Annotated in this window: 19 protein-coding genes; 3 read left to right on the forward strand and 16 right to left on the reverse strand. The window is 70.4% G+C overall.

What is annotated here, in order from left to right:
- Positions 1 to 4: 4 nt before the first annotated feature.
- Complete coding sequence (locus AB5I40_RS07395) at positions 5 to 658, forward strand: response regulator (RefSeq protein WP_370937675.1); 654 nt, start codon at positions 5 to 7, stop codon at positions 656 to 658.
- A gap of 48 nt (positions 659 to 706) precedes the next feature.
- Here the strand turns inward: AB5I40_RS07395 and AB5I40_RS07400 are convergent, their stop codons facing one another.
- The 15 genes from AB5I40_RS07400 to AB5I40_RS07470 form a co-directional block, all read right to left on the reverse strand.
- Positions 707 to 1,831, reverse strand: coding sequence for an alpha/beta hydrolase family protein (locus AB5I40_RS07400; RefSeq protein WP_370937676.1), 1,125 nt, complete (start codon positions 1,829 to 1,831; stop codon positions 707 to 709).
- Positions 1,828 to 2,889: an LLM class flavin-dependent oxidoreductase gene (locus AB5I40_RS07405; RefSeq protein WP_370937677.1), complete on the reverse strand. Its 1,062-nt coding sequence runs from the start codon at positions 2,887 to 2,889 to the stop codon at positions 1,828 to 1,830. Before AB5I40_RS07405 ends, AB5I40_RS07400 begins: the two co-directional genes overlap by 4 nt.
- 4 nt (positions 2,890 to 2,893) lie before the next feature.
- Positions 2,894 to 3,568 (reverse strand): DNA alkylation repair protein, encoded by a 675-nt coding sequence (locus AB5I40_RS07410; protein WP_370937678.1) that lies wholly within the window; start codon positions 3,566 to 3,568, stop codon positions 2,894 to 2,896.
- Entirely contained in the window at positions 3,565 to 4,797 is a 1,233-nt protein-coding gene (locus AB5I40_RS07415) for an MFS transporter (RefSeq protein WP_370937679.1), read from the reverse strand. The genes AB5I40_RS07410 and AB5I40_RS07415 overlap by 4 nt, the downstream gene beginning before the upstream one ends.
- Before the next feature lie 56 nt (positions 4,798 to 4,853).
- Positions 4,854 to 5,672, reverse strand: coding sequence for an alpha/beta fold hydrolase (locus tag AB5I40_RS07420; RefSeq protein WP_370937680.1), 819 nt, complete (start codon positions 5,670 to 5,672; stop codon positions 4,854 to 4,856).
- On the reverse strand, positions 5,669 to 6,859 hold the full coding sequence (locus AB5I40_RS07425) for a flavodoxin family protein (RefSeq protein WP_370937681.1): 1,191 nt from the start codon (positions 6,857 to 6,859) through the stop codon (positions 5,669 to 5,671). The genes AB5I40_RS07420 and AB5I40_RS07425 overlap by 4 nt, the downstream gene beginning before the upstream one ends.
- A 1-nt stretch (position 6,860) precedes the next feature.
- Positions 6,861 to 8,231, reverse strand: a complete 1,371-nt coding sequence (gene hemW, locus AB5I40_RS07430) for a radical SAM family heme chaperone HemW (protein ID WP_370937682.1) — start codon at positions 8,229 to 8,231, stop codon at positions 6,861 to 6,863.
- The gene (locus AB5I40_RS07435; RefSeq protein ID WP_370937683.1) at positions 8,228 to 9,607 is read right to left on the reverse strand and encodes a coproporphyrinogen-III oxidase family protein; all 1,380 of its coding nucleotides are present in this window, start codon (positions 9,605 to 9,607) and stop codon (positions 8,228 to 8,230) included. The genes hemW and AB5I40_RS07435 overlap by 4 nt, the downstream gene beginning before the upstream one ends.
- A 4-nt stretch (positions 9,608 to 9,611) precedes the next feature.
- Positions 9,612 to 10,991 carry a radical SAM protein gene (locus AB5I40_RS07440; RefSeq protein WP_370937684.1) on the reverse strand — a complete coding sequence of 460 codons (1,380 nt, stop codon included), beginning with the start codon at positions 10,989 to 10,991 and terminating at the stop codon, positions 9,612 to 9,614.
- 1 nt (position 10,992) lies between these two features.
- Entirely contained in the window at positions 10,993 to 11,856 is an 864-nt protein-coding gene (locus AB5I40_RS07445; protein WP_370937685.1) for a cyclase family protein, read from the reverse strand.
- Positions 11,853 to 13,073: a beta-ketoacyl synthase N-terminal-like domain-containing protein gene (locus AB5I40_RS07450; RefSeq protein WP_370937686.1), complete on the reverse strand. Its 1,221-nt coding sequence runs from the start codon at positions 13,071 to 13,073 to the stop codon at positions 11,853 to 11,855. The genes AB5I40_RS07445 and AB5I40_RS07450 overlap by 4 nt, the downstream gene beginning before the upstream one ends.
- Positions 13,070 to 14,311 carry a beta-ketoacyl synthase gene (locus AB5I40_RS07455; protein ID WP_370937687.1) on the reverse strand — a complete coding sequence of 414 codons (1,242 nt, stop codon included), beginning with the start codon at positions 14,309 to 14,311 and terminating at the stop codon, positions 13,070 to 13,072. Before AB5I40_RS07455 ends, AB5I40_RS07450 begins: the two co-directional genes overlap by 4 nt.
- The gene (locus AB5I40_RS07460) at positions 14,311 to 15,384 is read right to left on the reverse strand and encodes a cupin domain-containing protein (RefSeq protein ID WP_370937688.1); all 1,074 of its coding nucleotides are present in this window, start codon (positions 15,382 to 15,384) and stop codon (positions 14,311 to 14,313) included. The genes AB5I40_RS07455 and AB5I40_RS07460 overlap by 1 nt, the downstream gene beginning before the upstream one ends.
- Positions 15,385 to 15,530: 146 nt before the next feature.
- Positions 15,531 to 16,103: a TIGR03086 family metal-binding protein gene (locus AB5I40_RS07465; RefSeq protein ID WP_370937689.1), complete on the reverse strand. Its 573-nt coding sequence runs from the start codon at positions 16,101 to 16,103 to the stop codon at positions 15,531 to 15,533.
- A gap of 31 nt (positions 16,104 to 16,134) precedes the next feature.
- Positions 16,135 to 17,148, reverse strand: a complete 1,014-nt coding sequence (locus tag AB5I40_RS07470; RefSeq protein ID WP_370937690.1) for a methyltransferase — start codon at positions 17,146 to 17,148, stop codon at positions 16,135 to 16,137.
- Between the two features lie 405 nt (positions 17,149 to 17,553).
- Between AB5I40_RS07470 and AB5I40_RS07475 the strand changes: the two genes are divergently transcribed.
- Entirely contained in the window at positions 17,554 to 21,516 is a 3,963-nt protein-coding gene (locus AB5I40_RS07475) for a Pls/PosA family non-ribosomal peptide synthetase (protein WP_370937691.1), read from the forward strand.
- Positions 21,517 to 21,534: 18 nt separating this feature from the next.
- On the opposite strand, the gene AB5I40_RS07480 is transcribed toward AB5I40_RS07475, so the two are convergent.
- The gene (locus tag AB5I40_RS07480) at positions 21,535 to 22,371 is read right to left on the reverse strand and encodes an SDR family oxidoreductase (protein ID WP_370937692.1); all 837 of its coding nucleotides are present in this window, start codon (positions 22,369 to 22,371) and stop codon (positions 21,535 to 21,537) included.
- 101 nt (positions 22,372 to 22,472) lie between these two features.
- Here AB5I40_RS07480 and AB5I40_RS07485 point away from each other — a divergent pair, with 101 nt between their 5' ends.
- On the forward strand, positions 22,473 to 23,405 hold the full coding sequence (locus AB5I40_RS07485) for a LysR family transcriptional regulator (RefSeq protein WP_370937693.1): 933 nt from the start codon (positions 22,473 to 22,475) through the stop codon (positions 23,403 to 23,405).
- Positions 23,406 to 23,439: the final 34 nt, after the last annotated feature.

Raw genomic sequence — 23,439 nt, forward strand, 5'->3', positions numbered from 1 at the left:
CGCCATGATCCGGGTGCTGCTCGTGGACGACCTGCCGCTGGTCCGGATCGGCTTGCGCAGCGTGCTGTGCGAACGCGCCGGAATGACCGTCGTCGGCGAAGCCGGGGACGGCGGGCAAGCGGTGGAACTGTGCCGCCGGCTCAAGCCGGACGTGGTGCTGATGGACATCCGCATGCCCGGCATGAACGGACTGGACGCGCTCTCGCACATCACCGGCCCCGGCGGCTGCGACGGCGTGAAAGTCGTGATGTTCACGATGTTCGACCACGACGAGTACCTGTTCACCGCCCTGCGCCGGGGCGCGGTCGGCTTCATCGTCAAGGATTCGCCGCCGGACAAGATCATCGCCGCGCTGCGAGCCGCCCATTCCGGCGAGGCGCTGCTCTCCCCGAGCTCCACCGTGCGGCTGATCTCCGCGTTCGTGGCCCAGCCGCCGCCCGGCGAGACCGCCGAAATGCCGGGCGGCCTCACCGAACGCGAGGCGGAGGTGCTGCAGCTGGTCGTCTCCGGGCTGCGCAACGAGGAGATCGCCGAGCGCCTGATGATCAGCTACACGACAGTGAAGAGCCACATCCGCCATCTGCACGAGAAGCTGTGCTGCCGCGACCGGGTGCAGCTGGTGATCTACGGATTCGAGCACGGCATCCGGCAGTGGTGAGCGCGGTGGCCGAACGGCGGTGATCGCCGCCCGGGCAAAGCTCGTGAGCTACGGATTCGAACCCGGCACCCGGCGCTGCTCAGCGAAAAGCTCGGTCAGCCAGCCCCGCAGCTCCGCTTCCCACGCAGGCCGATGGTTGAAACACAGATGATCGCCATCCGCGTAAACCACGCTGCGCACCCGCTCCCCCAACACCGTCCGCACCGGCTCGCTCTGCGCGACAGGGACCGTCCCGTCCCGCCCGCCGTGGATCTGCAGCACTGGGCATTCGATGTCGCCGAGCAACGGCACCACGTCGAAGGCGCGCAAGCGTTCCCGCGCCGCCTGGTCGGACTCCGCGGCCAGGTTGTACCTCATAGTGCGCGGAATCGGCTCCGGCGCAGACTCGTAGACGTCCAAAAGCCGCACCGGAGCCGAAATCACCGCACAACCCGCGACCCGGTGATCAGTGGCCGCGACCCGCAGGGCGAAATAGCCGCCCGCGCTGCCGCCGACCACCACGATGCGGTCCGGGTCGATCTCCGGCATCTTGACCAGGTCGTCGAGCACCTCGGACACGACGGTCTCCGCATCAGCCCGCCAGGGCACGCCGTCGAACCGCCGCACCTCACCTTGGCCGGGCAGGTCTAGCGCGACTCCGGCCCAGCCGCGGGAAGCGTAAGCGGCGAGCAGGGCGAAGAACTCCTCTTTCACCCCGTCCACCCCGCCCAAGGTCAGCACGCAAGGCACCGGCTCCGCGGCAGGCGGAAGGCTCACGAAAGCCGGGACCGGCGTCTCCCGGCGCACCACGCGCGGCGTGCTGTGGTCGGCGACCAAACCGGCCACTGACACCAGGCGCGTCCACAACCGGCGACGCGCTTCTTCATCAGCTTCGAGGTATTCGGCGACCCGCAGGTAGGCCACGGCGCGGGTCAAGCTTTCGACCGCGCCCACCGGGTCGCCGCGGTCGATGGCGCGTTGCCCCAGCTCTTCGTGCCGGTCGCCGAGGGCGGTCCATTCCCGCACCCAGCCGGACACGGATTTGATGCGCCGCAGGGCATCCACCGCTTCGCCGGGGTCCGCGCCCATGAACAGCAGGCGCGGCAGCAGCGGTTCGCCCGGCCGCAGGCCCAGCACCTTCAACGCGCCGAGAACCCGCAGCGCCAGCCGGAACGGCACCGGGTAGTCGCTCACAGCGCGCCCGCGACCTCGCCGGCGTAGCGGCGCATGGACCGCTCCACCAGCTCCTGCGGCTGGCCGAAGTCGAAGGTGGCGGCGACGGAGGTGCAGTGCAACTGGCCGGCGAGTTCGCGGAGAATGCGTCGGCAGGTCTCGGGCGAACCAGCCGCCACCGCGCCGCGTTCGACAGCGCCGCGCACCGTGAAGTCGAACCAGCGCTTGCCCAACGCCGGATAGTGCGCGAAGTCGGCGGGCACTCCGTCGCGGTGGAAGGTGGCGATCGCCGAGGCACCGGCCGCGCGGGTTTCGTCGACGTAGCGGCGCAGGTGCGGCTCGGCTTCGGCCAGCGCCCGCTCGTCGTCCTCCGCCACGTGCACATGCACGTTGACCACGATCTGCGGCTGTTCCGCTTTGGTCCACGCGTCCAGGTACAGCCGCACCTTTTCGCCCAGCGACGGCAGATCCGGCGACAGCAGCGGCGCGACCATCAGATTGAACCCGTTGCGCCCGGCCCATTCGAACGTCTCGGGCGTGGTCGCGGCGGCCACCCAGACCGGCGGCGGATCCTGCACGCACGCCGGTTCCACGTGCAGTTCGGGGAACTCGAAAAAGCGGCCGGAATGCGCGAATTCCTTGCCGGTCAGCGCGGTGAGGACGATTTCGACGCCCTCGGCGAACCGGGCGCGGCTTTCGGTCATCGGAATCCCGAAGCCGTCGTACTCGCATTTGAGGAACGCCCGTCCGAGCCCGAGTTCGACCCGGCCGCCGGTGACCTGGTCGAGGGTCGCGACGCGCTCCGCGACGGACAGCGGGTGGTGGTAGGGCACCTGCACGACGCCGAGCCCGAACCGGATCCGCGGCGCGCGGCCGGCCAGCGCGGCGATCAGCACGTCCGGCGCGGACAGGATGCCGCCGTGCGGCTGGAAATGGTGCTCGGCGAACCACGCGCGGCCGAAGCCCAGCTGGTCGGCGAGCACGGTCAGCTCGCTGATCCGCCGGAACATGGCGGTCGGCGGCCCGTCCACGGACCCGGCGAAGGTGGGGAGCGAGAACACGTCGGAACTGATGGCCACGGGCTCATCCTTTCGTCGCTGCGAGAAGCCGCTTTGTCTGCTCGGCGCGCGTTTTCGCCAGATGGCGGCAGGCGCGGGCGATCACCCAGGCGGCCCCGGGATCCCCGGCCCATTCGCTGAGCGCGGCCAGGGTCAGGTCCGGATGGGTCTTGCTGATGTCGGACAGCGAATTTCCCACCGATTTGCGCACGTAGTCGCTGGAATCGGCGCGCAATCGGCCCAGTAGTTCCAGAGCATGGTCCGGGTGGTCGATGAAGTACGGGCGTTTCGTCCACACGCGCGGGCCCTCGGCCGCGGCCCGGCGCACGTTGTGGTATTCGTGGCCCAGCCATTGCTCGATCACCGGCAGGGATTTCTCCCAGCCGCGCACGGCGCAGAACCAGTCGAACCCTTTGGCCAGCGACTCCTGCACGCGCCAGTCGCCGTCCTCCGGCACGGTGCCGAGCAGGAATTCCATCGCCCCGGCGACGGTGTCCGCGGCGGGCCCGAGCGTCATCGCGACGCCCATCCGGAGATTGGTGTCGGCAGCGCCGGTCCACAATCCGATCAGCGCGGTCGTCACGGTCTCGGGATCGGCTTGATGCCGTTTCCAGAACGCGGCTGTGTTCTTCCGCAATTGCGGCACCGACACGTCCGCAGTGGTTTCCTTGAACTCTTTCCGCAGCGACGCCGAACTCACGCGGCCACCGCCTTCACCGGCGCACCGCGCAACGCCAGAGCCAGCACCACCGCGACCACACCGGCGCCAGCGAGCACCCAGAACCGGGCGTCGACGCCGACTCCCTGCACCAGCAGGCCGCCGAACACCGGGCCGAGAATGGGACCGATGCCCTGGATCAGCCGGTTGGCGCCGAGCGCGGACCCGACCCGGCGCGGGTCCAGCTTCAGGACCTCGTCGGTGACCATGGTGGTGGTCATCGAGATGGCCGGGCCTTCGGCCAGTCCGACGAACGCGTAGATGATCGCGACGCTCACCACCGACACCCCCGCCAGCGGCAGCAGCGCCAGCGCCACCACGACCAGCGCGATGCACCCGATCAGCACCGGCTTGCGGCCGATTTTGTCCGAAATCGCGCCCGCCACCGTGGTCCCGACCGAGGCCACGACCTCGTACGGGATGAACACGAACGCGATCAGCCACGCGGACGCGTTGAGCGCGGTCAAGCTGAACGGCACCAGGAAGGTAGCGGCCACGCCGACCGCGAACGCGACTCCGGCCACCAAACCGGACACCACCACGGTCCGGTTGGCGAACCAGGTGAACGTCTGCGCGAACGCCTTCGGCAACGTGCTCGGCAGTTTCTCTTTCAAGCTCTCCGGCAGCAAAGCGGCCGCCACCGTGGCGACGGCCAGCAGCGCACCGTCCACCCAGAGCACCAGCTGCCAATTGCCGCCCGCGGACAGCAATCCGCCGAGGACGTACCCGAGCACCGAACCCGCGCCGATGCCCCCGGCGAGCACGCCGATCGCCTTTCCGCGCTGCTGGAACGAGAACAGATCGGCGGGCACGGTGAACGTCGGCGACAGGAACAGGCCGCGGCCGACGCCGAACACCAGCCATCCGGCGATCAGCAAAGCGGGCCCGGACGACGACAGCGCGGCGAGGAAGATGCCGACCGCGCTGACGCCGAGCCCGACGGTGATCGGCGGTTTGCGGCCGTACCGGTCGGCGAGCACACCGGCCGGGACGTTCAACACCGTCATCACCAGCGACGACACCGCGAGCAGCGCGCCGAGACTCGAGGATTCGAGCCTGAGCTCCGCGGCGATGTGCGGCAGCGCCGGGAAGACCGACATCATCACCGCCCACACCAGCACCACGCAGCCCGTCAGCACCGCAAGGGTGGTGCGGTGCGGCGACTGCCAGACGCTGTCGGGACGGACTTCGCCGGTTCTTCGCTCGGCCATGCTTTTCTCCTTTGCCACGACGGCTTTTCCCGGCAGGGCCATCGCGTGCGGAAGGGTTATCCGCCCGACGGGCCGGACACGAAGTCCCGGATCGCCGAAGCGACCTCGGCCGGGTGTTCCAGAAACATGAAATGACCAGCGTCGGAAACCACGTGCAGCCGCGCATCGGGAATGCGCTCGGCGAGGAGTTCGGCGCTGCTGACCGGAGTGCTCCGGTCCCACTCGCCCGCGATCACCAGAGTGGGCGCGGCGATGCCGGCGATGCGTTCCCTCAAATCAGGGTGCCGCAGCTGAATGAGGTTGCGGTGCACGGAGAACGGCACCCACGACCAGCTCGCGATGACCCGTTTCGCGACCTCGGGGTACTGCGGCAGGAAGAAGAACGGGCCCGCCCGTTCGTTGGATTCCGCGATGACATCCCGGTAGGTCTCCTCGGTGACCGGCGGACGCTTCCACTTCATCTCGTAGTGCGCGGCCGCCCCCATCAGCACCAGCGAGCTGACCCGAACCGGTCGGTCCAGCGCGAAAACCATGGCGGTCACCGAACCGAGCGAGTGTCCCACCACGACGGCCCGGCGCCAACCCAGCGCGTCCAGCACGGCCGCCAGGTCGTCGGCGCACTGCTGGGCGGACAGCGGAACATCCTCTTTGGAGGACAGCCCGTGCCCGCGCAGGTCCACGCTCGCGCACGGTCGTTCCCCCGAAAGCCGGGCCGCCAATTCGGCGAAATGCGTGTGATTGTCCCGGTTTCCGTGCAGGAACACCATCGGCGTCGCGCGCGGGTCGCCGTGGTCCACCCGGACGAAGAGCTGGGCTCCGTCCGGCAGCGTGACCACCTTGCCCTCCGCGGTGCGCGCGGTCAGCTCTCGCGTCATGTGGGTTCTCCCATCCCGATCTCGACCGACACCGGCACCGGGCTCTGGCCCGCGGCGTCGCGGCTCACCGCCAGCACCTCGGTGACGGCGTCGCGCGTGGTGTGCGTGCCGGAGATCTGCCGGACCAGGCGGCCGAGGCGGTCCACCACGATCAGGTAAGGCTCCACGTTCGCCGACAGGCCCAGCTCGCCGCTGAACCCCCGGTCCCAGTCCAGCAGCACCGGCACCTGGTGGCCCTGTCCGGCGATCTTGTCCTTCACGAAGTCGCGGGTGATGAAATGCGGCAGCTGGTCCACCACCGCCACCAGCCGGACGTCCAGCTGCGGGGCCAGCTTGCGGATCCGCTCGATGCGCTGCTGCGCCTCCTCGCTCTTCGCCTGCCCCGCGACCACCAGCACGGTCAGGTCGCCCGGGCCGTCCGAGACGTCGGCCGGGTGGTCGGCCAGATCCGTGAGCAACGTCAACTGCTCGCTGATGTCCCGGCCGTCGCTGCGGCCCAGCCTCGGCGACGAGCCGTTGACGTTGAAGGTGGAGAAGCCGATCGCGTCCGCGACCCGGCGGCCGATCTGCCTGCTGATCTCGATCGCGTACTCGGCGTTCTCCACGCCCTGGCCCCACGGTTTGGTGCGGATGCCCGGCTGCTCGTCGAACTCGATCAGGCTCAGCCCGACGCTGGCGATCACCGACAGCTTCACGTTCGTCCACAACGGCATCAGGCTCGCCATCGCCCATTCCTGCCCGATGCCCGCGGAGGTGACGATCTGCGCGGCCACCTTGCCCTGGAACGCGGTGCCCTTCACGTCCGCGGCGACCTCGTAGTTGTAGTACTGGTACTGGAGTTCGTCGGCATTGGCCGGCTCGCACCGGTCCAGCCACTGCTTCCAGGTGAAGGGCAGCCCGAGCGCGTAGACCGGCGAGGCGAACACGAACGCGTCGGCCCATTTGATGTGCTTGTACAGCTGGATGTAGCGGTCCTCGGGCCGTTTGAACAGATGGCACGGCGTGCGGTTCATGCAATCGCCGCAACCGTCGCAGTCGACGATCGGGTAGTCGACCAGCCGGATCACCCGGGTCGCGGCCCCGACCTCCTCGGCGCCGCGCATCGCCTGCCGGCACAGGAATTCGCTCGCGCTGGGCCCGCTGGTCTTGGGCGAGCCGCAGATGCCGAGCACGTTCTTCGTCCGCATGTCAGCGATCCAGCCGCTTCGGCATCTTCTGGCCGTCCTTGAGCAGCCGCCCGCGGGCGAGCACCTCGCGCGGGATCGCCTCGACCTGGGCGAAGCGCTCGGAGAAGAACTCGCGGCAGACGTTGTTGCCCCAGAACACGCCTTCTTCGGTGAGCGAGATCGCCTCGTCGGTGACGACGAGCAGGCCCTGTGCGGTCAGCCGGGCGATCTGCTCGGCGAACACCTCCACCGCGTCGCGGTCGAACAGCTCGCGGAACATCCGGCGGTCGACGCTGAACAGGCGCAGCCCCTTGGCCATCTGCCCGCACATTTCCTCGTCGCGGTCGGCCTTCGAGCCGATCAGCACCGGGAGATCGCCGCCGTCCACGCAGCCCTCGTACTCCGCCAGCGGGCCCTTGTTGACGTACATGTACCGGCCCAGGTAGCCGAACGCGGCGGCGCCGACGCCCAGCAGGTCGCGCTGTTCGGAGAAATACAGCACCGCGTGTTTGTTGATCTTGCCGGGCAAAGCGAAGTCGTACACCGAGTACTGCTCGTAACCGGCGTCGCGCAGCATCTGCGAGGCGAGCCGGTAGAGCGTCACCTCGTGCTCGTGGTCGCCGGGGCGGGCCAGCTTGTCCTTGTCGATCAGCGAGTGCAGGCGGGTGAACGGCGGGATGATCAGCGAGAACAGGGTGACGTGGTCGTAGTGCCAGTCGATGGCCTCCTGCACGTCGGCCCGCCACTGTTCGACGGTCTGGCCGGGGAGGTTGTAGATCAGGTCGATGCCCACGTTGTCGTAGCCGGCCCGGCGGGCCAGCCGGGTCGCCTCGCGGGACGTTTCCGGCTCTTGCGGGATCTCCAGTGTGGCGGCGAACGCGTCGTTGAACGTCTGCACGCCGAAGCTGATCCGGTTGCAGCCCGCCTCCCGCGCGGCCACGAGCTTGTCGTAGGTGAAGTTGGACGGGTTGCCCTCGATGCTGAACTCGGCGTCGTCGGCGAAGCGCAGCCGGTCCTGGCAGTGCTCCAGGAAACCGGCCATCTGCCGGGCGGTCATGCAGCTGGGCGTGCCGCCGCCGATCGCCAGCGACCCGAACGTCATCGAGGACACCCGCCGGGTCTCGGCGTACCGGGAGACCTCGGAGTTCAGCCGCAGCAGGTAGGCGTCCATCTTCGCCTCGTCCATCAGCTGCTTGTTGAACGGGCAGAAGTTGCAGATCTTGTCGCAGAACGGGATGTGCACGTACATCGCGTTCTGGCCGGGGCGCGGGTTCGGCTGGTCGAGCTCCATCAACGCGGCCAAATCAGCCGGCTGGGGCGGAGCTTCCGGCAGCGGGTAGTGCGAAACGCAGATCCGCTCGCGGCTGGCGTAGGGAATGGTCGGCGTGCTCACGCGGCACCTCCAGAGGCCTTGATGTCCAGGTCGATGACGTCCCGCTTGCGAGCGAGCGATTCGGCGAGTTTCTGCCCGACGGCCTTGATCTCGTCGGAGTAGAAGGCCTTGGCCACGTCGTAGCCGAACAACGTGCCGGTCGGCGTCAGCCGCACGCCGTCCTCGTCGACGGTGATCAGGTCCCGCTCCGCCAGTTCGGCCAGCAACGGGCCGAACAGGTCCTCGGGCTGCGCGCCGTGCCGGGCGACGAACGTGGCGCGCTTGACCTCGAGCATGCGCAGGCCCATCGCCATGGTGGCGCGCGGCTTTTCCGGTTCGGGCGTCTGCTGTCCGGCGTTGATCGGCGGCAGGCCGCGCTCGGTGAGTTCGCGATAGCGTTTGAGCTCGGCGACGTTGACGTAGGTGTACTCGTTGACCGTGCCCATCGCGCCGGCTCCCAGCCCGAGCAGGTCCTCGAACTGCTCGAAGTGGATGCGCGCGTGCCGGTAGGTGACCTCCGGCAGCGAGAAGTCCGGCACGGACGTCTGCACCAGCCCGAGGTCGCCGAGGTGGTCGGTGGCCGCGCGGGCCAGTTCCAGCTCGTGGCCGAGTTCGCCGACGCTGGCGATCTTGCGCTCGTGGACGTCCCGGAACAGCTTGGTGTGCGGCATCACCGACAGCGGGAACATGGTGACCTGCTTGACGCCCGCGGCCAGCGCGCTCTCGATGTCGGACCGGACGTGCGCCGCGGTCTGGCCGGGCAGGTTGTAGATCAGGTCGATGCTGATGTGGTCGATGCCCGCGGACTGGGCCCAGCCGATCACCCGGCGCGAGGTGTCGCCGTCCTGGGCGACGTCGCTGGCCCGGCCGATCTCGTCGTCGAAGGTCTGCACGCCGAAGCTGACCCGGTTGATCCCGGCCGCCGCGACCTGCCGGAGCTTGTCCTCCGTCACGGTGATCGGGCTGCATTCAAGGGTGAACTCCGCGTCGCCGACGAACGAGAACCGCTGCCGGGCGTGCCCCACCAGGTCGGCCAACTGCTCCGGCTCGAGGATGCTGGCGGTGCCGCCGCCCATGTACAGCGAACCGAACGAAGCGCCGTCGAAGTACGCGGCGGTGGCGTAGTTGTCCATCTCCCGCTTGAGGTCGACGACGTACTGCCGGATGCGTTCGGGGTCCTGCTTGTACTTGACGAACGGGCAGAACCCGCACAGGTACTGGCAGAACGGGATGTGCATGTACATCGCCTTCGGCCCGGGCGTCGGGGCCGGCGCGGCCAGGCCCATCTGCCCGGCGATCGCCGCGTGGTCCGGCGGCGCCCACGGCATCGGGTAGCACATGATCGGGTAGCGGTCCCGTGCCGCGAACGGCAGCGCGGGTTCCCGGGTTGCTGTCATCGACTCACCCCTGTGTCTTGGAAACGCGCAGCGAACTGGCGGCCACCTCGGCCGCGAGCTTGTTCTGGTCGAAGTTCATCCGCACCATCACCTCCGGGTGCTCGGCGATGAAGGCGTCGATGAGCCGGAGGATCCGCGAGCACTCGTCCCCGCCGAGCGCTTCGTCCACATAGAACAGCGGCATCAGCATGTCCACGCTGCCCTCGGCCTTGCCCAGCGCGTGCCACAGCGGGGTCTGCGGGTAGAGCCGGATGCCGAAGGCGATGGTGAGCACGTGCGGACGGCATTCGGCCATTGTGTCCAAAGTGGACTTCACCGTGTCGACGGTCTCCCCCGGCCCGCCCAGCAGCAGGGAATGCACGATGCGCAGCCCGGAACGGTGCGCGCAGGCGGTGGCGTTGACGATGTCCGCGCGGCTGAAGTCCTTTTGCAGGCTGGTGAGCATCTCGTCGCAGCCGGCGTCCAAGCCGAAATTCAGCGTTTCGCAACCGGCTTCTTTGAAAAGGCCGGTCAGCTCGTCGTCGTACTGCAACGGGTTGGTGTAGGCCATCCAGCCGACGCCGAGATCGGCCTTGATCAGCTCGCGGCAGACCGCGATCGCGTGCCGCCGGGGCAGGTTGAAGATGCTGTCGGTGATGAAGAACCGCCGCACCCCCGCCAGATCCCGGACGTGCCGCATCTCGTCCACGATCTCCTTCGGCGAGCGCAGCCGGAACCGTTTGCCCTCGATCGACGGCACCGGGCAGTACGAACAGCGAAAGGTGCAGCCGCGTTTGGTCTGGATGCCGTATGTCGGCTGCGGGCCGACCACCTTCATACTGAAGTAGCGCGGATCCGGCACGAACGTGCGCGGGGCCCGGATGCTCGCCGGGTCGGCGACCCGCGCCGGGTCGGCCGAGACCAGTTCGCCGTCGACCAGCCGGATCAGCCCGGGCGCGCTGTCGATCGGCTCGCCCTTGCCGATCGCGTCGGCCAGCGCCACGATCGCCGGTTCGCCCTCGCCGACCACGCCGAGATCGACGCCCAGCACGTGCATGATTTCGGTGGGCATCAGCGAAAACGCCGAGCCGCCCAGCACGACGGGAGCGGCCGAGGTGTCGCGACAGGCCTCGATCACGATGCGGACGTCGCCGAGATTTCCCCGGTAGCGCAGGTAAGTCTCGTTGTCCACGTTGCGGATGGACACCCCGATCAGCGCCGGATCGAACTCCCGCACGGTCTCGGCGACGAGCGGCCCGAGCCGTTCGTCCGGTTCGAAGCACAGGTCGAGGATCCGCGCCTCGTGCCCGGCTTCGAGCAGGGCGTTCTGGAGGTAGGCCACCCCGGCGGGCACCGCGTAGGACGGGCGGGACTCCCGGTTGGTGGCGATCAACAAGACACGCATGTCACCCCTCACTCGCATCAGCGGGCACGAGCGCGACCGGCCGCACCCAGCCCGCACCGGCGTCTCGGACGTTGATCGGCAAACAGCACACGGTGAAACCGGTCGGCCGCACCAACCGGTCCAAACCGCCCATCCGCTCGATCTGCAGGTACTCGCGGCGACGGCCGTACAGGTGGCACGGCCACAGGTGCGTCCGGTCGCCGGTGCGGTAATAGCGTTCGATCATGACCCCGGCGGGCAGGTCGAAGCCCGCCGCGTCGGTGCCGATCACCTTGATCCCGCGGTCCAGCAGGAACTCCAGGGCGGGAACGGTCATGCCCGGGTGGCCGCCGAAGTACGCGGGGGTCGGCCACAGCCGGTCGGATCCGGTGCGCAGCAGCACGATCTCGCCGGGCGAGAGCTCGTGGCCGATCCGGTCCAGTTCGCCGGCGAGGTCGTCGGCGGTGATCGACTCGCCCGCCTCGCGGTGGGTGAGCGTCAGCACCACGCCGGGGCCGACGCACCAGTCCAGCGGGATCTCGTGGATCCGTTTGGCGGCACCGCCTTCGCAGGTCGGTCCATAGTGGAACGGCGCGTCCATGTGGGTGCCCGCGTGCACCGACAGCGTCAGGAATTCGTTGCCGAGGAACAATCCGTCCGGGAAGCTGCGCTCGTCGATCCGCCGGCGACCGGTGAGATACCCCGCCGCGCGCCGCATCCGGGTCGGGAGCGGCAACTGCCGGGAGAAGGCCGCCTTGCGCCCGATCCGGCGCGGGCCGTCCTTGTGCGTCCACGGTTTGATCCGGACCACGCCCGGGTCGAACGGGAGGTCGGCGACCGGCATGCTGAGGTCGACGATCGTCGCGGCAATGTCCATTGTGGTCATGCCCGGCCCCCGATCGACTTGAGCACGGCCGCCGCGTTGAACCCGCCCGCTCCCCGGGCGATGACGAGCGCGGTGTTCAGCCCGGCGGCGAAGCACGGCTCGCCGGTCACCGCCAGCGGCCCGTCGGCGCCGCCCAGCGCGGGCGGCGCGATGTCGTAGGCCAAAGCCTGCGCGGCCCAGCACAAATCCAGCAGCGCACCGGCGGAGTTGAGGCGGCCGGTCATGGTTTTGGGCACCGCGACCGGCACGTCGGCGAACCCGTCGCCGAAGCAGGCACGCAGGGCAGTCAGTTCGAGGCGGTCCCAGTCGGCGGCACCGTTGCCGTCGGCGAACACCACGTCGACCTCGTCCGGAGCGACGTCGGCTCGGCGCAGCGCACGGGTGATCGCGGCGACGAGAGCGCCGGGAGTGTGCGGAGCCTCAGTCTGGTCGTGGGCGTCGTGCGTGCTGACGACGGCGGCGAGTTCGCAGTAGCGGCCGGGTGCGTTCCGCGCGGTCGCCGACTCCAGGGTCTCGACGAGCAAAGCGGCCCCGCCCTCGCCGAGCACGCCGCCGGTGGCGGGAGTGCGGAACGGCTGGTACTCCCCCGACCGGCTCAGGTCGGCCCGCCGCTGGTGGCACACCATGGAGTAAGGCGAGAACGGCGCCTCGCCGCCCGCCACGAGGATCCGCTGGCCCGGGTCGGTGCGGAGCATCCGCAGCGCCGCGCCCGCCGCGGCGAGCCCGCCCGCGCCGTCCGCCGCGGTCACCGCGCAGCGGCCCCGCAGACCGTGCCGGATGGACAGTTGCCCGGCGCTGGCGGCGTAGAACCAGGCGATGGACTGGTAGGCGGTGACGGCTCGAGGACCCTGTGACCACAGCGACTGCAGCTCCCGCTGCCCGAAGACGTTGCCGCCGGTGGAACTCGGCGTGACCACCGAAAGGCAGTAGGGATCGGCGCGATCGAGGTCGAGTTCGGCGTCGGCGAAACAGAGCTGCGCCGCGGCCAGGCAGAACCAGGTCCACCGGTCGGTCTGAACCCGTTGCTGGGGAAGGACGAACTCGTCCGGGTCGAAGTCGGGCACCTGGCCGCCGAAGCGCAGCCCGGACCCGCCGTGCACCTCGGCCGGCAGCGGGGCGATGCCGCTCTGCTTGGCCAGCGTGGCTTTCCACTGCTGCTGCGTGCCGACGCCGTTCGGCGCGACGACGCCGAGGCCGGTGATCACGACGGGATTCACGAGGCCCCGCCCGAGAGCTCCGACAGCACCATCGCGGATTGGAAGCCGCCGAATCCGCTGCCCACCGACAACGCGTGCCGGACCCGGTGCTCCCGCGCGACCAGCGGCACGTAGTCGAGGTCGCATTCGGGCGACGGGGTGCGCAGGTTCGCGGTCGGCGGCACCACGCGGTCGCGGATCGCCAGTACGCAGGCAGCCGTTTCGATGGCCCCGATAGCGCCGAGCGAATGCCCGACGACGGCCTTGATCGAGCTGATCGGCGTGCGGCGGGCGTGGTCGCCGAGGGCCAGTTTGAACGCGGCGGTTTCGTGCCGGTCGTTCTGCTTCGTGCCGGAGCCGTGCGCGCTGATGTAGTCGATCTGCTCCGGCGCGAGCCCGGCTTGCCGCAGGGCGATCCGGATCGCTTCAGCCATCTCGGTGCCGTCCGGTTTGAGACCGGTCATGTGAAACGAGTTGGCACGGCCCGCGTAGCCGGACAGTTCGCAGTACACGCGCGCGCCTCGCCGTCGCGCCGCCGACAGCTCTTCCAGCACCAGCACTGCCGCGCCTTCGCCGAGCACGAACCCTTCCCGGGTGGCGTCGAACGGACGGGAGGCCCGCGCGGGGTCGTCGTTGAGCGGGCTGGTGGCGCGGATGGCGTCGAACGAGGCTGCGGTGATCGGCGTGACCGGCGCGTCGGACGCACCGGCGAGCACGACGTCGGCTTCGCCGTCCAGGATCATCTCATGTGCCAGGCCGACGGCGTCGATGCCGGAGGTGCAGCCGGTGGACACCGTCACGACCGGACCGCAGGCGTGCAGCCGGATCGCGGTCTCGGCCGCCAGGCTGGACGGCACCAGCGCCGGGTACAGATCGCCGGTCACCCGCGAGCCGTCGACTGTCCACAGGCGACCGTTGCCGCTCGCCAGCGCGTACTGCTCCTCCAGCCGGACCGACGCGCCGACGGCGGTGCCCATGCTCACCCCGACCTCGAACGGGTCCAGTGTGGACAGATCGATCGCCGCGTCGGCGACCGCCTCGTCCGCGGCGGCCAGCGCCATCGCGACGTAGCGGTCCTCGTGCAGGTCCGGCACGTCGTCGCATTCGGCGGCGATCCGGGACCGGAAGGGCGCCGGGTCGAAGGCGGTGATCGTGCGGATCGCCGGGCGGCCGGACAGCACCCGCCGCCAGAAGGCCTCCCGGTCCGGGCCGCCGGGCGCGAAGACGCCGACGCCGGTCACCGCGGTGCGACGGGTCATCACTGCTCTCCGGACTCGGTGTCCACGTGCCCGAGTTCCGGGCGAGGGGCCAGCGGGCTCAGCGCGAACACCGCCGTCAACGGGCCGTCGCCGGCGTTGCGCAGCCGGTGCCGGACGTCGCGCGGCACCAGCAGCCCCTCGCGAGGCCCGAGTGGGACCGGCGTGCCGTCGAGGTCGATCTCAGCCCGTCCGGACACCACCAGCAAGTGCTCCTCGGAGTACGGATGCCGGTGCTCGGCGATCCGCTCGCCCGGGGCCAGTTCGACGAATCCGCTGATGCCGTAAGCGGATCCGCACGCCGCCGGGCCGATCAGGGTGCGCATGTCGCCGCCGCGCCCGCGCACCGAAGGCGTGTCGTCCCAGGTCCGCCGACGGCCCCGGCGCTGTTCGATCCGGCGGGCGATGATCTCCATCTGGGCCGCGGAGTTCGTGTCTAGCCGACGCGTCATCGCGGCGTCGTCCAGCGGCGCGGACGGCTTCATCCGGAACTCCTGCGCCCACGTCATGCGGGTGCGGTCCTTCTCCAGCGCCTCGAACGTCCAGCGCAGCCGCATGAATGCGAAGTTGCCGCGCTCGATCCGCCACGCGCGGACCGTCCAGCTGTCCCGGTTCCAGCGGCGGCGCGACACCCAGGACCAGCTGACGCCGTTCGCGTCAGGGTTGAGTGTGAGCCGGAAGGTCACCCAGTTTTCGCCCTCGGCCAGCACCTCCACCGCGGCGTACTCGGTGAACAGTTCGGTCCAGCGGCGGACGTCGTTGACCGCGTTCCACACGTAGCCGATCGGCGCGGCGATCTCCACCTGATTCTCGACGCGGGCCGGCGGACGCGGCGCGGCGAGGCCGCCGATGATCTCGCCCAGTGCGACCGGGGTCGTCTCCGCGGTCAGCAGGTCTTCGATGTCGCTGCCGTAGCGGTCCTGCACGCGTTTCGAGATTTCCAGCCGGGCCAGCGAATCCACGCCCAGATCGCCGAAGCAGGTGTGCCCGTCCCGCGCCAGGACCTTCGTGCCCACCGCACCGAGCAGGTCCTCGACCTCGCCCGTCACCGCACTGCCGTCTTCGGTCGCCGCCACAGCCGATCCCCTTCCCGCCAGGACTCATCGCCCCACCGGGAAAAGATTCGCAGCCGACAGGTCCGGCCGGCATCGCCCGCAGGTCGGCAGGGAGCGCGACCGCCGGGAGGAGATCGGGCGGGCGGACGTCCTCCGCCGGGAGGAGGTCAGTCCACAGTGGACGGACGGCGGCCGAGGAAGCCGACGAGACGGTCCAGCAGCGGCGCGCCGCCGGGAACGGGCACCGGGGCCGCGAACATGTAGGGCTGGCGCAGATCCTGTTCGCGGTGCCCGCGCGCGATGCCGTCCACGGCCCGGACCAGCTCGTCGCCGAAGGGACTCTTCTGTCCGGTGGCGGTGGCGAGATCCCAGCCGTGCACCACGTGTTCCAGCACGAGATAACCGAGCAGGCCGCGGCCGGGCATCGGCCCCCAAGGCATCGGATGCTCGGCGGCGAGCACTTCTTCCCGCGACCACACGCCGACCGCCCGGACGGCCGCGGCCCGGTAGGCAGCGAACACGTCGGCACCGGCGAGCTCGACAGTCAGCTCGGTGTCGAATCGCTTGGCGTCCACCAGATCGGCGTACTGGATCAGGCTTTCGACGACGTGCTCCACGACGCCCAGCGCGGTGAAGTCGGGGCACGGCGACGGCAGCCGCCACTGGTCCGGCTCCACCGCGCGAACGAGGCCGCCGAATCCCTCGACGGCCTCGTCCAGCAACCCCGCCAGCTCTGTCATCGCGCCACTGAACCACCCGGGCGCGGCGAGGTCAAACCTCCTGTGCGGCCACGGATTCGATCACCTGGAGCCCGTGCAGCACCGGCGTGAGCGCGGTGACGCGCAGCCCGGCCCGGCTGAGCAGGGCACGGAACTCGTCGCCCGTCCTCTCCCGGCCGCCGGTGCCCACCAGCATGGTCAGATCCGACAGCGCGGACGCCAGATCCGGCTCGCCCGCAACCACCCGTTCGAGTAACAGGACCTTGCCGTCCGGCTTCATCGCGCGGCGGCAGCGGGCGAGAATGTCCACTGTGCGCTCGTCGTCCCAGTCGTGCACCACGCGGGACAGCAGATACGTGTCGTACCCGGCCGGAACCTCGCCGAACAGATCGCCGCCGACGACCTCGCACCGATCCCGCACCGCCGCGAGCTCCTCGGCCCCCGCCACCGTCCGCGGCAGGTCGAACAGCACTCCCCGGATGCCCGGGAACGCCTGGAGGATCGACGCCAGCATCCGCCCGTGCCCGCCGCCGACGTCGACGACGGTTCCGGCCGAGGCGAAGTCGTACGCCCGGACCAACGCGGCCGAACTCATCGCCGTCAATTCGGACATGATGTTGTTGAAGAGCGCCGCGGTTTCCGGATGCTGTTCCCGGTACTGCCATACGTCCGTCCCGAAGACGTGCGGGTAAGCCGGTTCTCCGGTCTGGACGCAATGCAGCAGCGCCCCCCAGACGCTCCAGGTCGCGTGGTCGCCGAAGAACAACGCCCGGTTGCGCGCCGAACCGGGCACGCCGGCGCGCAGCAACTGCCCGGCGTCGGTCAGCACGAACCGGCCGTCGGGCTCGGTCGCGAGCAGGTCGGCAGCCACCAGGGCCAGCAGCAAGCGGTGCAGCGCAGCCGGGTCCGCGTCCGTCGCCTCCGCCAGTGCGTTGCTCGTCAACGGCCCGTCGGCGAGGAGATCGGCCACGCCCAGCCGGGCGGCCGCGTAGACGGTCTGAGTGAGCTGGAAGCCCTGGATACAGCGCTGCACCACCAGTTGCGGTGGCAACTCGACACCTGGCATGGCCGTTCTTCCTCTCGCCGCGGTACCTGCGTCCACAGTCAGTCACTGGGTCCGGGGTCTCGGCATCGCCCGGGCTGAGGAAAGTGCCTTGTCCCGGAGGAGGACGGGCGGGGCGGTCGGCTCGTCTCCGCGGAGGAGAGGGGCGGTCGCTGGTGTTCCCGGCCACCGGATCGTGGTTACTCAGGCTTCTCACAGCGTCGCGTTCATAGCCTGCGACGCGCCTGGGGTCCCGAGCGAACGAGGAGCACGTCATCGTGACACCGCATGCCTGCCGGAAAACCGTGCGGGCCAGGCTCGCGGCATCGGGTTCGGTCGCCGGGGCCTGATCGCGAGCCGTTTGTGTTCCGCCGCACGGATTTCCCGCGCGAACCGCACGACACCCATCCCCCGCAGAAGGAAAACCTTGTGAGCGAGGAACTGTCGCTTTCCCTCGAGGACACCGCGCAGCTCCGCCCGGTTCCGCGCCGCGCGCCCGTTCCGGCGCGGTTGCACGAATTCTTCGAGCGCGCGTGCGACGAGACACCGGACGCCGTCGCCCTCGAATGCGGGCGCGACCAGCTCTCCTACCGTCAGCTGGACGAGCACGCGAACCGGCTCGCGCACGTGCTCATCCGCCGCGGCATCGGCCCGCACCGCCGGGTCGGCCTCCTGATTCCCCGGTCGACGCCGATGTACGTCGCGTTGCTCGCGGTGCTGAAGACCGGGGCCGCGTTCGTGCCGATCGATCCCGCGGCGCCCGCGGACCGCGTCGCCTACGTCGCCGCCGACGCCGCGCTCGACCTCCTGCTCGTCGCACCCGAACTGGCCTCGGCGGCCGGCGCGGTCCGCTGCCCGGTGCTCCAGCCCGGGGAACTCGCCGCCGACGCGATGCGGGCCAGTCCGGCGCGGCCGCAGCTCTGGCCGGTCGACGGCGAGGTGTGCTACGTCATCTACACCTCGGGGTCGACCGGACGGCCGAAAGGCGTCGCGGTCAGCCAGGCGAGCATCTGCAATTTCATCGGGGTGGTCGCGGACGTCTACGGCGTGCGCCGCACCGACCGCGTGTACCAGGGCATGACGATCGCGTTCGACTTCTCGATCGAGGAGGTCTGGCCCACCTGGGCGGCCGGAGCCACGCTCGTCGCGGGGCCGGTCGGCGCCGACCGCATCGGCTCCGGTCTCGCGAATTTCCTGGAACGGCACCGCATCACGGTCCTGTACTGCGTGCCCACGGTACTGGCCACAGTGGACCGCGACCTGCCCGGCATCCGCACCCTGCTCGTCGGCGGCGAGGCCTGCCCCGCCGAACTGGTCCAGCGGTGGAGCAGGCCGGGGCGCCGGATGCTCAACACCTACGGGCCCACCGAGGCGACCGTCACCGCGACCTGGTGCGAACTGCTTCCCGGCCGCCCGGTCACCATCGGCCGCGCCCTGCCGACCTACCGGATCCGGCTGCTGGACGAGCGGCGGCGGCCGGTCCCGGACGGCGCCGTCGGGGAGATCTGCATCGGCGGTCCGGGCGTCGCGCTCGGCTACCTGAACCGGCCGGACCTGACCGCCGACCGGTTCCTCGACGACCCGCGGATCACCGGCGGGGGCAGGCTCTACCGCACCGGCGACCTCGGCCGGGTGCTGCCCGGCGGCGAGATCGAGTACCTCGGGCGGGCCGATTCCGAGGTCAAGATCCGCGGCCACCGCATCGACCTCCAGGAGATCGAGAGCGTCCTGATGGAGCACGCGGAGGTGGCGGTGGCGGCCGTCGCCCCGCATCCCGCCGCGCCGACCGAGGACCTCGTCGCGTACCTCGCGTTCACCCGGGGCGCCCACGACCGGGACGCGATCGTCGCGCAGCTGCGGGAAAGCCTGCGCCACCGGCTGCCCGCGCCGATGGTCCCCGGTTACGTCGACACGCTCGCCGAACTGCCCATGATGCCCAGCGGCAAGGTCGACCGCGGCCGCCTTCCCAGCCCGTCCGGTGCGCGGTTCCACGCGGTCGCCGCGGTGGCCCCGGAAACCGGCGCGGAACGGGCGATCGCCGCGGTGTGGGCAGAGCTGCTCGGCACCGCCGACGTGTCGGTGACCGCTGATTTCTTCCACGACATCGGCGGCCACTCGCTGCTGGCCGCCCGAGCGGTTTCGCTGCTGCGGAAACGGGGCGTCGCACCGGACGCCTCCGTCGCCGACGTCTACGCCCACCCCACGATTCGCGCGCTCGCCAAGGCATTCGCGAACCGTGCGCCCGCGCACTCGCGCCGCGAACCGGTCCAGCCGGCCCCGAGCGTCGGCCGGGCGCGGCTGTTCGGCTGGGGCACCGCGCAGATCGGTGCGTTGTGCCTGCTTCTCCTGCTGCTCGGCGGACCGGCCGCGGCGATTCTCGGGCTCAGCGCGGGCGTCCTGTCGCTCAACACCGTGTGGCTGCTGGTGGCGATCGCGCCCGTGCTGTACCTGACCGCACGGTTCCTGCTGCCGATCGCCGGTGTCCGCCTGCTGTCGCGCGGGATCCGGCCGGGCGAGTATCCATTGTGGAGCGCCGCGTACTTCCGGGTGTGGCTCGTGAGCGGACTGCTGGCGATGGCCCCGCTCGGCTCGATGAGCGGATCTCCGTTGCTGCCCTGGTATTTGCGGCTCCTCGGCGCCCGGGTGGGCCGGCACTGCCAGCTCGCGACCGCGAATCTGGGCCTGCCGTCGCTGCTGACGATCGGCGAGGACGTCAGCGTCGGCTACGGCGCGCACGTGCAGAACGTCCGGGTGCGGGGCAACCGGGTCGAGATCGCGCCGGTCGTGCTGCGCGACCGCGTCTTCGTCGGCGCGAACGCGGTCGTCGAGCCGGGCGCCCAGCTCGACGTCGGCTCCGGTCTCGCGGAAATGTCGGCCGCGGCGGCCGGGCAGCGCATCCCGGCCGGGCAGTACTGGTCCGGTTCTCCTGCTCAGCGTTGCGCGGAAACCGACCCGCTCGTCGCCGCCTTGCGCGCCCGGCCCGGGCAAGCCCCTTCGCGGGCGTTGCAGGCCCGGTTCACGGCAGCTTGGCTGTGCATCGAACTGCTGCCGCTGATGTTCCTCGCTCCCGCCATCGCGCTCGGCAGCTGGCTGTATCTCACGCACGGCGTCGCCGGAGGGTGGTGGGCGTGCCTGCTCGCCGGACCGGTCACCGCGGCCACCGTGTGCCTCGTGGTCTTCACTGGCAAACGGCTCGTGCTCCCCGTAACCCGCCCCGGCGTGCGGCACGTCGCCTCCTCGTTCGGGCTGCGCAAGTGGGTCACGGACAAACTCCTCGGCGCGAGCCTCGCCGCCACCAACTCGCTCTACTCCACGCTGTACACGCCCGGCTGGCTGCGCGCGCTCGGCGCCCGCATCGGACCGCGCGCCGAGGTGTCGACGGCCTCCCAGCTCGACCCCGGATTGCTCACGCTCGGCGCGGAAAGCTTCGTGGCCGATATGGCGGCGGTCGGGGCCGCGACGTACTGCCACGGCCAGGTGGCGGTCGGCCGCACGACAGTCGGGACCAGGTCGTTCCTCGGCAACGCCTCGTTCCTGCGCTCCGGCGCCACGGTCGGCGACGGCTGCCTGATCGGCGTGCACACCGCGGCTCCCGCCGACGGCAGCCCGGACGGCACGTCCTGGCTCGGCACCCCGCCGATCCGGCTCCCCCGCCGCCAGGACAGCGGCCAGTTCGCCGACGAGCTGATCTTCCGCCCGACCCGGCTGCGCGTCCTGGAACGGCTGGTCATCGAGTTCTTCCGGATCGTGGTCCCCGGCAGCCTGCTCGCCGCGGCCGGCTACGTCGTGCTGCTCGCCCAGCTGCAGGCCGGGAAATCGTCCGGCGTGCTCGCCGCCGTCCTCGTGACCCCGATCGCGGCCCTGCTGAGCGGATTCGGCGTGGTGCTCGCGGTCGCCGCCGCGAAATGGCTGATCGTCGGACGGTACCGGCCGCGCGTCGAACCGCTGTGGAGCCGGTTCGTGCGCCGCACCGAATTCGTCACCGCGCTGTACGAAACCGCCGCAGTGCCCGCTTTGCTGGGCTCGCTGGCGGGCACCCCGCTGCTGGGCCCGCTGCTGCGGCTGTTCGGCGCGCGGATCGGCAAACGCTGCTGGATCGCGACGACGTACCTGACCGAATTCGACCTGGTCCGCCTCGGCGACGACGTCTGCGTCGGCCCGGCGACGTCGCTCCAGACCCACCTCTTCGAGGACCGGGTGATGAAAATGTCCACTGTGGACGTCCGATCCGGTGCGAGCGTCGGCGCGCGCTCGGTGGTGCTGTACGACAGCATGGTCGGCGATCGCACGGAGGTGGACGCGATGTCCCTGGTGATGAAGGGAGAACAGCTTCCCCCGGGGACTGCTTGGCGCGGCATCCCGGCGCGGGGAATTTCCGGGGCCCGCCCTTGATCCGTCCGGAGCGGCTGGCTAGCCCGCGCTGACGCGCAGGTCCTCGACATCCGCGGTGGCCGCGTTTTCTTGCTGGGACTCGACCTCCGCCAGCCGCTCCCGCAGCGCGCCGGTCATCAGACGCCAAGCATCCGAGCCCAGCACCAGACGCCGCGGCGGCTCCGGCGACACCGCCGCGCGGATGATGCCCGCGACCGTGCGTTCCAGGCTGTCGGTCATCTCCTCGACCGGGATCGGCTCCTGATCAGCTGGCCCACCCCGGTACGGCGCGCTGACCGGCACCCGGGTCGCCGCGTCGAAGAAGCCGGTGCGGACCATGCCCGGTTCGATCAGCGTGGTGCGGATGCCGAACGGCGCCACCTCGGCGGCCAGCGCGTCGAAGAAGCCCTCGATGCCCCATTTGGTCACGTGGTAGAGCGAGAACGTCGGGAAGGCGAGCTGTCCGCCCATGCTCGACATCTGCATCAGCAGCCCGCCGTCCTGCGCTCGCAGACGCGGGACCACCGCGCGGGCGAGCTGGATCGAACTGGTCAGGTTGGTCGCGATCATCTGGTCGATCTGCGCGTCGGTCAGGTCCTCGGCCGTGGCGAACACGCCGTAGCCCGCGTTGGACACGACGACGTCGATGCGCCCGTGCGCGGCGAACGCCTCCTCGGCCACGGCACGCACTCGCGGCGTGTCGGTCACGTCCAGCGCCCGCACCCAGAGGCGGTCGCCGTACCGTTTCGCGAGGTCGTCCAGCTGCTCCGGGCGACGCAACGTGGCAGCGACCCGGTCACCGCGCGCCAGCACCTGTTCGACCAGTTCCCGGCCCATCCCCCGGGACGCACCGGTCACGAACCAGCTTCTCGACATGATCTTCTCCTTTTGGCTGCCTGACTTCGACAACCTCAAGCATGCCAACAAAACACCATGCGCAGGATGACAGTTCATGATGGGACCCATACGCTTTCCGGATGGGTGAAGTAACCGTGTCCGGCCTGCGGGCAGTCCGGGAGATCGCGCTGACCGGATCGTTCACCGCGGCGGCACGCCTGCTCGGCTATTCGCAACCGGCGATCTCGCGGCAAGTCGCCGCGATGGAGACCGCGACCGGATCCGCGCTGTTCCTCCGCGAAGGCCGCGGCGTGCGGCTCACCCCGGCGGGCACCGTCGTGATGGAGCACGCGGCCCGGATCCTGGCCGGAGTCGAGGCGCTGCACCAAGATCTCTCGGCCCTGGACGACCGCTTGTCCGGCCGGATCAAACTGGGCGCCTTCCCCGCCGCGACCGCCGTGCTGGTCCCCCTGGCCCTCGCGCGCCTGCGCACCGAACACCCCGGCCTCGAAGTGACGCTGGCCGAAGGACCGACGCCCACCCTCCTGCGGCAACTGCGCGCCCGGCGCTTGGCACTAGCCGTCATCGGCGTCGGCACCGGACTCCCTGCCTACGACCTGTCCGGCCTCGAACAGGAGATCGTGTCCGCCGGCGGCCTGTGCGTCGCGGTACCCGCCGGCCACCGGCTCGCGACCGCCGCTGCCGTCCCCGTGGCGGAGCTGGCCGGCGAAACCTGGATCGCCGGCGCAGCCACCGGCGGCGACCCCCAGTTCCAGGCCTGGCCCACCCTCGCCGACCCGGTCATCGGCCACGCCGTCCGCGGCTGGCCCGCCCGGCTCGGCCTGGTCGCCGCTGGACTGGGCGTATGCCTGGTGCCAGAGGTCGCCGCCCTGTCCATTCCGGCTGGAGTGACCACCATCGACGTTGACGACCCGACCTGGCCGGGACGGTCGACTGTGGCGGTCACTCTGCCTGACCCGGACGCCGAGACTGCCGCTGTGGTCGCCGCGCTGCGCCACGCGGGCGAGGAGATCCGGAGTCGCCGCCGGAATGCGGTGCAGGGCCGTGGATGACGGGAACTGCACCGCAGCAGAGATCGAGGCGCTC

Origin of the sequence: Amycolatopsis sp. cg13 (assembly GCF_041346965.1) — a bacterium.
In the GTDB taxonomy this organism is placed as follows: domain Bacteria; phylum Actinomycetota; class Actinomycetes; order Mycobacteriales; family Pseudonocardiaceae; genus Amycolatopsis.